10 protein-coding genes are annotated in these 9,984 nt (G+C 67.7%); 7 read left to right on the forward strand and 3 right to left on the reverse strand.

Features of this window, described 5'->3' with window-relative positions; all coding sequences use genetic code 11:
* Window positions 1-35: 35 nt before the first annotated feature.
* The 4 genes from IP78_RS06270 (at window position 36) to ctaD (ending at window position 4,555) form a co-directional block, all read left to right on the forward strand.
* A complete protein-coding gene (locus IP78_RS06270; protein ID WP_054110843.1) occupies window positions 36-695 on the forward strand; it encodes a hypothetical protein in 660 nt (219 codons plus the stop codon).
* A gap of 9 nt (window positions 696-704) precedes the next feature.
* The gene (locus IP78_RS06275; RefSeq protein WP_054110844.1) at window positions 705-1,676 is read left to right on the forward strand and encodes a cation diffusion facilitator family transporter; all 972 of its coding nucleotides are present in this window, start codon (window positions 705-707) and stop codon (window positions 1,674-1,676) included.
* Between the two features lie 177 nt (window positions 1,677-1,853).
* On the forward strand, window positions 1,854-2,855 hold the full coding sequence (coxB, locus tag IP78_RS06280) for a cytochrome c oxidase subunit II (protein WP_054110845.1): 1,002 nt from the start codon (window positions 1,854-1,856) through the stop codon (window positions 2,853-2,855).
* A 20-nt stretch (window positions 2,856-2,875) separates the two neighbouring features.
* A complete protein-coding gene (gene ctaD / locus IP78_RS06285; protein ID WP_054110846.1) occupies window positions 2,876-4,555 on the forward strand; it encodes a cytochrome c oxidase subunit I in 1,680 nt (559 codons plus the stop codon).
* Between the two features lie 200 nt (window positions 4,556-4,755).
* Here the strand turns inward: ctaD and apaG are convergent, their stop codons facing one another.
* Window positions 4,756-5,160, reverse strand: coding sequence for a Co2+/Mg2+ efflux protein ApaG (gene apaG, locus IP78_RS06290; RefSeq protein ID WP_054110847.1), 405 nt, complete (start codon window positions 5,158-5,160; stop codon window positions 4,756-4,758).
* A gap of 89 nt (window positions 5,161-5,249) precedes the next feature.
* Here apaG and IP78_RS06295 point away from each other — a divergent pair, with 89 nt between their 5' ends.
* Window positions 5,250-6,272, forward strand: a complete 1,023-nt coding sequence (locus IP78_RS06295) for a 2'-deoxycytidine 5'-triphosphate deaminase (RefSeq protein WP_054110854.1) — start codon at window positions 5,250-5,252, stop codon at window positions 6,270-6,272.
* 274 nt (window positions 6,273-6,546) lie between these two features.
* On the opposite strand, the gene IP78_RS06300 is transcribed toward IP78_RS06295, so the two are convergent.
* Window positions 6,547-7,812: an MFS transporter gene (locus IP78_RS06300; RefSeq protein ID WP_054110855.1), complete on the reverse strand. Its 1,266-nt coding sequence runs from the start codon at window positions 7,810-7,812 to the stop codon at window positions 6,547-6,549.
* Between the two features lie 26 nt (window positions 7,813-7,838).
* The gene (locus IP78_RS06305; protein ID WP_054110848.1) at window positions 7,839-8,321 is read right to left on the reverse strand and encodes a cupin domain-containing protein; all 483 of its coding nucleotides are present in this window, start codon (window positions 8,319-8,321) and stop codon (window positions 7,839-7,841) included.
* Window positions 8,322-8,362: 41 nt separating this feature from the next.
* Between IP78_RS06305 and dapE the strand changes: the two genes are divergently transcribed.
* Window positions 8,363-9,553 (forward strand): succinyl-diaminopimelate desuccinylase, encoded by a 1,191-nt coding sequence (dapE, locus tag IP78_RS06310; protein WP_054110849.1) that lies wholly within the window; start codon window positions 8,363-8,365, stop codon window positions 9,551-9,553.
* Between the two features lie 125 nt (window positions 9,554-9,678).
* The coding region (gene infC / locus IP78_RS06315; RefSeq protein WP_082384883.1) for a translation initiation factor IF-3 at window positions 9,679-9,984 on the forward strand (306 nt) is incomplete at its 3' end.

Below are 9,984 nucleotides of genomic sequence, written 5' to 3' on the forward strand. Positions count from 1 at the left end.
CGACCGTTATAAAGTAACGCGCTACAGGGTCGGCGATGTCGCCGTCCGACCTTGAACAGCCGGTCCTGCTCTCGCTCGTCGGGGGTGGGCTCGCGGCGGCCTTCCTGCATGCCGCCCTGCCCACGCACTGGCTGCCGTTCGTGCTGGTCGGGCGGGCGCAGCGGTGGAGTCTGGCGCGGAATCTCGCTGCGGTGACGGCGGCGGGGCTGGCCCATGTGGCCTCGACGGTGTTCGTCGGTAGCCTGATCGTGGCGGCCGGGCTCGTGCTCGACACGGTCATAGAGGGCATTCTGCCCTGGCTTTCGGCGGGTCTGCTGTTCGTTTTCGGCGGCTTCTACCTGATCCGGGCCATGGCGCGCCGACCGGCCACGGCCGGCGGCCCCGGTATGGATCTGGCCGAGCCGACCGTGTCGCACGCGGCCGCCTTCTGGGGCCTGGTCGGGGTCATGGCCCTGTCGCCGGGCGAGGTGCTGTTGCCCATCTACATGTCGGCGGCGGGCGAGGGGGCGGCTGTGCTGGCGGTGCTGACGCTCGCCTTCGCGCTCGGCACGGTTCTGGGCATGACGGTCTTCACCCTGCTGGCTCGCGCCGGGGCCTCGATCCTGCGGCTGGAACGGTGGGCGCGCTACGAGGGGGCGGTGCTGGGCGTCGCCCTGATCGCGATCGGCCTTCTTATCGTGACGCACCAGCACTAGGCTGGAGCCATGTCGGGCGGACACGCACACGCGGACCATGCGCACCACGACCATGATCATCACGACCATGGCCATGACGACGCGCATCATGGCCACCATCATGGCCACCATCACGGGCACGGCCCGGTCGATACCGGCGACTGGCGATATGGCGTGGGTCTGGTCGTCAATCTCGCCTTCGTCGTCTGCGAGGCCATCGCGGGCTTGATCTCAGGCTCGACGGCCCTGCTAGCCGACGCGGGGCACAATCTTTCGGACGTCCTCGGGCTCGCCATGGCCGGCGGCGCGGCGGTCCTGGCCAGGCGCGCGGCGGGACCCAACCGCACCTACGGCTTCGGCAAGGCGACGGTGCTGGCGGCGCTCGCCAACGCCATCCTGCTGATCTTCGCCTGCGGGGCCATCACCTTCGAGGCTGTGCGCCGGATCGCCGAGCCCGCGCCGGTCGAGTCGGGGCTCATCATGGCCGTGGCCGGGATCGGCTTCGTCATCAACCTCGGCACGGCTCTGCTGTTCATGAAGGACCACCACGACCTCAACGCCCGGGGAGCCTATCTGCACATGATGGCCGACGCCGGGGTGTCGCTGGGCGTCGTCGTTTCCGGGGGGCTGATCCTGCTGACGGGCTGGAGCGTGATCGACCCGGCGGTCAGCCTGGTTATCGTCGGCGTGATCCTGCTCGGGACCTGGGGCCTCTTTCGCGAATCGCTGAACCTCGCGCTCGACGCGGCCCCGGCTTCGGTGAACGTCGCAGCGGTCAAGCAGGCCCTGACGGAACTGCCCGGCGTGACGGCCGTCCACGACCTGCATGTCTGGGGTCTGTCCACGACGACAACAGCCCTGACCGCCCATCTTGTTCACGACCGGGGCGATCCCAAGGCTTTGCTGGCCGAGGCCCAGGGGCTGGCCAAGGCCCGCTTCGGCATCGCTCACACCACGTTTCAGCTCGAATCCGACGTCATGCCCGACTGCCCGGATTGCTGACGCTAGGTCAGTCCGGGCCTGCGCCAAATCGCCGGTGCGGCGTCCAATCGCTTGGCAAGCGGGGGTGCGGGCGATAAGGACCGCGTGAAATCGTCGATCCCTGTCGTTTCAGGGGCGACGCCGGGTCCGCGCTTCCCCGCCAGGTCCGGTTTACTGAGCAGGATGAGGAACAATCGCATGCGTCTGGGCAAGCGCGCCCTGAACGGGATCGTCGGCGGCATCGCCACGGCCTCGCTCGCCGCCTTCTTCGCCGCGCCCGCCTGGGCGCAAGACCTGATGGGCCAGCCTACCCCGGGCAATATCGGACTGCAGCCGGCGGCCTCGCCTGTGATGCATCAGGCGACCACCTTTCATAATGCCATCCTGATGCCGATCATCGTCGGAATCTCGCTGCTGGTCTTGGGCCTGCTGGCCTGGGTCGTGTTCCGCTACAACGCCAAGGCCAATCCGACCCCGGCCAAGTGGAGCCACAACACCCTGGTGGAGATCGTCTGGACGGTGTTGCCGGTCATGATCCTGGTCGGCATCTCCCTGTTCTCGTTCCGCCTGCTGTTCGCCTATCATAACATGCCAACGCCGGACCTGACGGTGAAGGCGACCGGCAACCAGTGGAACTGGGCCTATGAGTACCCGGACCAGGGCGTGCCGGAATACATCTCCAACATGCTGCCGGAAGCCGAGGCCCAGGCCCAGGGCGTGCCCTATCGCCTGGCCGTAGATGAGCCCATCGTCGTGCCAGTGGGCAAGACGGTGCGTGTCCTCGTGACCGCCGCCGACGTGATCCACGCCTTCGCCCTGCCGGCGTTCGGGCTGAAGACCGACGCAATCCCGGGCCGGGTCAACGAGACCTGGTTCCGTGCCGAGCGTACGGGCATCTTCTACGGCCAGTGTTCGGAACTGTGCGGCGTCGATCACGCCTTCATGCCGATCCAGATCAATGTCGTGACCGAGGCCGAGTTCGCCGACTGGGTCGCTTCCAAGGGCGGATCGATGACCCCGGCCACCGCCGCCGAGGCTCCGGGCGGAACGGCCGCTCAAGTCGCCGCCGGCACGACCGGCGCCCCGACCGAGGCTCCGGCCGCCGCCGACGCGGCCCAGCCGGCCGTCGCCGAAGCCCCGAACCCCGCCGCGCCCAGCGCTGGAGCGGCCTCCGCTCCAGACGCCGCGCCCGCGCAGTAATCGTCAGACCGAAAACGATCATGGCCACCGACATCACCGCCGACACCCACATCGCTCCCGGGCATGACGCCCATGCGGAGCACGACCACAAGCCGGGCTTCTTCACCCGCTGGTTCCTGTCCACCAACCATAAGGACATCGGGACGCTGTATCTGATCTTCGCCATTATGGCGGGTATCGTTGGCGGGATCCTGTCAGGCTTCATCCGGCTGGAGCTGGCCGAGCCGGGCATCCAGTGGTTCGTGCCCGGGGGCCTGATCGAACAGCTCGGGATCGTCGAAGCCTCCAAGCACGGCTACAACGTCACCGTCACGGCCCACGCCCTGATCATGATCTTCTTCATGGTCATGCCGGCGATGATCGGCGGCTTCGGCAACTGGTTCGTGCCCATCATGATCGGGGCGCCCGACATGGCCTTCCCGCGCATGAACAACGTCTCGTTCTGGCTGCTGGTCTCGGCCTGGGTGCTGCTGTGCCTGTCGCTGTTCGTGGACGGCGGACCGGGTCGCGGCTTCGGCGGCGGCTGGACCATCTATCCGCCGCTCTCGACCAGCGGCCACACGGGTCCGGCCATGGATCTGGCGATCTTCTCGCTGCACGTGGCGGGTGCCTCGTCGATCCTGGGCGCGATCAACTTCATCACCACCATCTTCAACATGCGGGCGCCGGGCATGACGTTGCACCGGATGCCGCTGTTCGCGTGGTCGGTGCTGGTCACCGCCTTCCTGCTTCTGCTGTCGCTGCCGGTTCTGGCGGGCGCCATCACCATGCTGCTGACGGACCGCAACTTCGGCACCAGCTTCTTCGATCCCGCCGGCGGTGGTGATCCAGTGATGTTCCAGCACCTGTTCTGGTTCTTCGGCCACCCCGAGGTCTACATCCTGATCCTGCCGGGCTTCGGCATCATCAGCCACATCGTCTCGACCTTCTCCAAGAAGCCGGTGTTCGGCTACCTGGCGATGGCCTACGCCATGGTCGCCATCGGCTTCGTCGGCTTCATCGTGTGGGCCCACCACATGTACACGGTCGGCATGAGCGTGAACCTTCGCGCCTACTTCATCGCCGCGACCATGATCATCGCGGTTCCGACGGGCGTGAAGATCTTCAGCTGGATCGCGACCATGTGGGGCGGCTCGCTCAGCTTCAAGACGCCCATGCTCTGGGCGATCGGCTTCATCTTCCTGTTCACGGTGGGCGGTGTGACCGGCGTGGTCCTGTCGAACGCCGGCATCGACTACAGCCTGCACGACACCTACTACGTCGTGGCGCACTTCCACTATGTGCTGTCGCTGGGCGCTGTCTTCGCCATCTTCGCGGGCTTCTACTACTGGTTCGAGAAGATGTTCGGCGTGAAGTACAACGAGTTCCTGGGCGCGCTGCACTTCTGGATCATGTTCGTCGGCGTGAACGTGATCTTCTTCCCGCAGCACTTCCTGGGCCTGCAGGGCATGCCGCGCCGCTACATCGACTACCCGGAGGCCTACACCCTGTGGAACCAGGTCTCGTCGTGGGGCTATGCCATCACCGCGGTCGGCGTGGTCGTGTTCCTGATCGTGCTGATCGAGGCGGCCGTCCGTCGCCGCGCCGGTGTCGCCAACCCCTGGGGCGAGGGTGCCACGACCCTGGAATGGACCCTGTCCAGCCCGCCGCCGCATCACCAGTTCAACGAACTGCCGGTCGTCAAGGCCGACAGCCACTAAGAGGATCACAATCCTCACCCGCGTAGCGGGGGAGGGGGACCAGCCGAAGGCTGGTGGAGGGGGCGGCTCCAGAAACGGTGTGCGCTTCCGCCCCCTCCACCATCCTTCGCCAAGTGGCTTCGGATGGTCCCCTCCTTGGCTCGGCTGCGCCGCCCCTGCGTCGACCCCCGTTCCGCTACGCTCCGCGGGGGAGGATTTTCTCAGTTCAGAACGCGCCCGCCGGGAACGTCGAGGCTGAAGGCCGGGATCGTCGCCTCGAAGGAGCGGCCCGTGGCGTCGGCCATCATGAACGCCCCCTCCATCGTGCCGGACGGCGTCGGGAGCGGGCAGCCCGAGGCGTAGGAGTAGCTGTCGCCCGGTGGGATGACCGGCTGTTCGCCGACCACGCCGGGGCCACGCACCGTCTCCACATGGCCGGTGGCGTCGGTGATGATCCAGCGCCGCGCCATCAGCTGGACGGTCTCCCGACCCCGGTTCTCGATCTCGACCTGATAGGCCCAGACCCAGCGGCCCTCGTCCGGATCGGACTGGCCCGCGAGGTAAGCGGGGCGCACGCGGACGACGACGCCCTGGGTTTCGGCTTCGTAAGGCGGGCTGTCGTGCATGGGCCGATGGTCGCGCCGGACTGTGACCGTTTCAAGCGCGGTCGCCCGAAAGCTGTTTCCGGCGCGGATCGCCGTGTATGCGATGGCGCATGACCCTGACCTACGACCGCCCCGGCATCCTGCCGTGCCAGACCATCGAGACCCTGATCGCCACGGGCGCGATCACCTCGGCCACGCCGTTCGACTCCGATCAGGTCCAGCCCGCGTCTCTGGATCTGCGGCTGTCCGACCGCGCCTGGCGCGTGCGGGCGTCCTTCCTGCCCGGACGGCGGCTGGTGAGCGAGCGGATCGCCGATGTGGAGATGCACCCGATCGACCTGTCCAAGGGCGTCGTGCTGGAGAAGGGCTGCGTCTATATCGCCGAGCTGCAGGAGCGGCTGGCCCTGCCGCCGGGGCTGATCGCGCGGGCCAACCCCAAGAGCTCGACGGGACGGGTCGACGTCTTCGTGCGGTTGCTGACCGACCGGGGCGGGTCGTTCGACGACGTGGAGGCGGGATACGAGGGGCCGCTGTATCTGGAGATCGCGCCGCAGACCTTCTCCATCCTGGTGCGGCCGGGCACGCGGCTCAACCAGCTCAGGCTCAAGGCCGGGGAACCGCCGAAGCTGGAGACGCGATCGGTCGGCGTCGACCTGCAGGGCGGGGATATCGTCGGCTTCCGGGGGCGTCGGCACGCGGGCGTGGTCGATCTGGACCATATCGACGGGCATGACCCGAAGGACTTCTGGGAGCCGCTGACCCTGCGGCGCGGCGAGCTGCTGCTGGACCCGGGCGAGTTCTACATTCTTGCCTCGAGCGACGACGTGGAGATCCCGGTCGATCAGGCCGCCGAGATGACGCCGATCGATCCCAGCGTGGGTGAGTTCCGGGTGCATTACGCGGGCTTCTTCGACCCCGGCTTCGGCACGGACGAGGCCCACGGCGCGGGATCGAAGGGGGTGCTGGAGGTGCGCACGCACGACACGCCGTTCCTGCTGGAGCATGGCCAGATCGTCGCCCGGCTGGTCTATGAACCGCTGACGGAGCGGCCGACGCGGCTCTATGGCGAGGGCGGCAGCCACTATCAGCGGCAGGGGCTGAAGTTGTCGAAGCATTTCCGGGCGTGGAGATGAGTTGGCTCCGACGCCTGCTCATCAGACCTAAGCCGCCCGCGGAGGGCGACGAGTATCGCGTTGTGGCCCTGCTCTATAACGCTGTCGGATCGCGGTCCGCCGAGGTCAGGCTTTTCGACTCGGGACAGACTTACATCGTAGAGCGAGAAACGATCGAAGGCGTTCTCGTAGAGCGTCATAATGGCGCAATGGTCGGCCCCTTTGCCTCTCCTCAGAAGGCGGAGCGCTTCATTACGTCTACCGACTGGTTCAATGAGGGTGTTCCACCATCGGCCTAGACCAGCCGATCCGCCTTTCTGAGGTCAGGGAACAGCCTGGCCCACAGCCCCGTCGCCCCCAGTGCCCCGATCCCTCCGAACACCGCCGCGCCGATGGGGCCGAGGAAGCGGACCATGACGCCGGAATAGGCCTCGCCCAGTTCGTTGGAGGCACCGATGAACAGCATCGACACCGACGACACCCGGCCGCGCATGTGGTCGGGGGTGGAGAGCTGGATCAGGGTCTGGCGAATGTTGACGCTGATCATGTCGGCCGCCCCGCCGATGAACAGCGCCAGCGCCGAGAGCCACACGACCTTGCTGAGGCCGAACGTCAGGGTCGCCAGGCCGAAGACGGCGACCGAGGCGAACATCCAGACGCCGCCCTTGCTTGGGATGGGATAGCGCGACAGCAGCACGGCCATAACCAGGGCGCCCACGCCGAACGAGGCGCGGAGCAGGCCGAAGCCCTCGGGGCCGACCTGAAGGATGTCGCGGGCGAAGATGGGCGTCAGCAACGCCACCCCCGCGAACAGGACGACGATCAGATCGAGCGAGATGGCCCCCAACACGATCTTGGTGTTCCAGACGTAGGCGAGGCCTTCCTTGACCGACTGCCAGCGGCCGGGACCGCCTTCGATGCGCGGAGGCTCGCCGCTGGTGCGCATCAGGAGGAAGCAGAGGAGGCCGACGCCGAAGAGGGCGAGCGAGGTCCCGTAGGCGAGCGGCGTGGACAGGCCGACGATGACGCCGCCGAGCGCCGGGCCGGCGATGGCGCCGGTCTGGAAGGCGATCGACTGGGCGGCGATGGCGCGGGGAAGCGCCGCGCGGCCGACGACCATGGGCAGGAAGGCCTGGCTGGCGGGCGCGAGAAAGGCGCGGGACGCCCCGAAGCCGAAGGCGACGGCCAGAAGGCCCCACAGCGGCGGGTTGCCGTGGAGCGCCATGGCGAGGAAGGCGGCGGCGCAGGTTCCTTCAGCGACGATGGCCAGCATGACGGTGGTGCGGCGGTTCCTGCGGTCCGCCATCTCGCCGGCGGGCAGGGTCAGGGCCAGGAGCGGGATGAACTGGAACAGGCCGACGAGGCCCAAGTACAGGCTGGCCTGTTCGATCGGGTGATCGCGGCGCGCAATCTCATAGACCTGCCAAAGCAGGGCCGAAGACTGGATCTGGATGGCCAGCACCGCCGACAGCCGCCCCAGCCAGATCAGGCGGAAATCGCGGATGGCCCAGGGGTTGGTTCCGTGAGCGGCCAGCGCGGCCTCGGCGGTGGGCTTGGTGATCGGCTCAGGCGCCTCGGGAGAGTCCGTCACGTCACCCGGCCGGCGCTGGTGTCATAGGGCGTGCCGTCCTTGTGGCGATAGGCGGTGTCGCCGTCGCCGGCGATCATCAGGTCGATGTCGGGATAGTCGACCGCGTCCTGATCGGGATTTCGTCCGCCGACCTCAAGGATCACAGCGGGCTCGCTGGAGCGGTTGACCAGGTGATGGCCGTTGGCGACGCCCTTGGGAAAGCCCGCGCACTCGCCCGCGCGCAGCACCGTCTCGCCGTCATTGTCGATCAGCACGACTTCGCCCGAGACGACCCAGACGAACTCGTCCTCGGCTGTGTGCCAGTGCCGCTGCGACGACCAACCGCCGGGCGGAAGGATCAGGCGGTTGACGCCGAACTGGGTCAGGCCGACGGCGTTGCCCAGTCGCCGACGCCGACGTTCGCGGCAGGGGGCGTCGAAGGGCGGCGGATAGGCCGTGCCGTTGCGTTCGGGGGCTGCGTCGATGTCGATCTTGGGCATGGACTTCTCGCGGCTGCGAAGTCCCCCTAAAGCATGGTCGCATGAGCGGCGCATCCCCCATCATCGATCCCGTCCAGCTGACGCGCGACCTGATCCGCCGACCCTCGGTCACGCCCGCCGACGAGGGCGCGATGGACGTGCTGGAGCGGGTGCTGACGGGGCTCGGCTTCACCTGCCGCCGCATGGCCTTCGAGGGACCGGGCGGAGAGGGCGTGCACGCCCGGATCGAGAACCTCTATGCCCGGCTGGGCACGGCGTCGCCCAACCTCTGTTTCGCGGGACATACCGACGTGGTGCCGACGGGGGATGCCGGGGCCTGGTCCTCGGCGCCGTTCGAGGCGGAGGTGAAGGACGGCGTCGTCATCGGTCGAGGCGCGGTCGACATGAAGGGCGGGATCGCCGCCTGGGTCGCGGCGGTGTCACGGGTGCTCGCGGATGGACCGCCGAAGGGCTCGCTGTCCTTCCTGATCACGGGCGACGAGGAAGGCCCGGCGCTGCACGGGACCAAGCGGGTGGTCGAGGCTCTGGCCGCCGAGGGCGAGGTGATCGACGCCTGCGTGGTGGGCGAGCCGTCGTCGCTGCAACGGCTGGGCGACACCATCAAGATCGGGCGGCGCGGGTCGCTGAACACCTGGATCACCGTCCACGGCAAGCAGGGGCATGTGGCCTATCCGGACCGGGCGGCGAACCCGGTGCCGGTGCTGGTGCGGCTGCTGGCGCGGCTGGACGCCCATGGACTGGACGATGGGTATGAGGCGTTTCAGCCCTCGAACCTGGAGCTGACCACCATCGATGTCGGCAATCCGGCGACGAACGTCATTCCGGCCGAGGCGAAGGCGCGGCTGAACATCCGCTTCAATCCGGCCCAGACCGGCGACGGCCTGATCGACTGGCTGAACCGGGAGGCCGGGGCGGTGCAGGCCGAGACGGGGCTTCAGATCACGTTGGACCATATGTGTTCGGGCGAGGCTTTCCTGACGCCGGAAGGCTGGTTCACAGGCGCGGTGCAGGACGCGGTCGAGGCGGAGCTGGGCATCCGGCCGGAAGCCTCGACGACGGGGGGCACATCGGACGCCCGCTTCATCCGCGCCCTGTGTCCGGTGCTGGAGCTGGGACTGGTCGGCCAGACCATGCACCAGATCGACGAGCGGGCGCCCGTCAGCGAGATCGAGGCCCTGACAGGGGCCTATCGGCGGGTCATCGAGATGGTCTTCGCCCGCGCGGAACCTTGAAGAGACGGCCTTTCCCGGTCATATAGGAACGGCGAGGGAACGCGGCGGATGACCGCGCGCTGTCCCTTGAGACGCGCAAGACACTTTTTGAACCACATAAGGAACCGACGCCCATTCGCCGTCCGATGAACCAGCCGCCCGTGAAAGACGGGCCGCCCATGAACCAAGACATCCGCGCCCCGCGCGTCCTGCTGATCGACCAGCACGGGGAAAAGCAGGGTGTGATGCCGACCTCCGCCGCTCTGGAGGCCGCCGAGGAGGCGGGGCTGGACCTGGTTCAGATCGTGTCGACGTCCGAGCCGCCGGTGGCCAAGATCCTCGACTACGGCAAGTTCCGTTTCCAGGAGCAGAAGAAGAAGGCCGAGGCGCGCAAGCGTCAGAAGGTCGTCGAGCTCAAGGAAATCAAGCTGCGCCCCAACATCGACGTCCAC

The sequence above is a fragment of the Brevundimonas sp. AAP58 genome (assembly GCF_001295975.1).
In the GTDB taxonomy this organism is placed as follows: Bacteria; Pseudomonadota; Alphaproteobacteria; order Caulobacterales; family Caulobacteraceae; genus Brevundimonas.

What these genes read in the sequence shown, in the direction of transcription:
- IP78_RS06270 (WP_054110843.1), top strand. Translation starts at nt 36, where the DNA reads ATGTCGCCGTCCGACCTTGAACAGCCGGTCCTGCTCTCGCTCGTCGGG.
- IP78_RS06275 (WP_054110844.1), top strand. Translation starts at nt 705, where the DNA reads ATGTCGGGCGGACACGCACACGCGGACCATGCGCACCACGACCATGAT.
- coxB (WP_054110845.1), top strand. Translation starts at nt 1,854, where the DNA reads ATGCGTCTGGGCAAGCGCGCCCTGAACGGGATCGTCGGCGGCATCGCC.
- ctaD (WP_054110846.1), top strand. Translation starts at nt 2,876, where the DNA reads ATGGCCACCGACATCACCGCCGACACCCACATCGCTCCCGGGCATGAC.
- apaG (WP_054110847.1), bottom strand. Translation starts at nt 5,160, where the DNA reads ATGCACGACAGCCCGCCTTACGAAGCCGAAACCCAGGGCGTCGTCGTC.
- IP78_RS06295 (WP_054110854.1), top strand. Translation starts at nt 5,250, where the DNA reads ATGACCCTGACCTACGACCGCCCCGGCATCCTGCCGTGCCAGACCATC.
- IP78_RS06305 (WP_054110848.1), bottom strand. Translation starts at nt 8,321, where the DNA reads ATGCCCAAGATCGACATCGACGCAGCCCCCGAACGCAACGGCACGGCC.
- dapE (WP_054110849.1), top strand. Translation starts at nt 8,363, where the DNA reads ATGAGCGGCGCATCCCCCATCATCGATCCCGTCCAGCTGACGCGCGAC.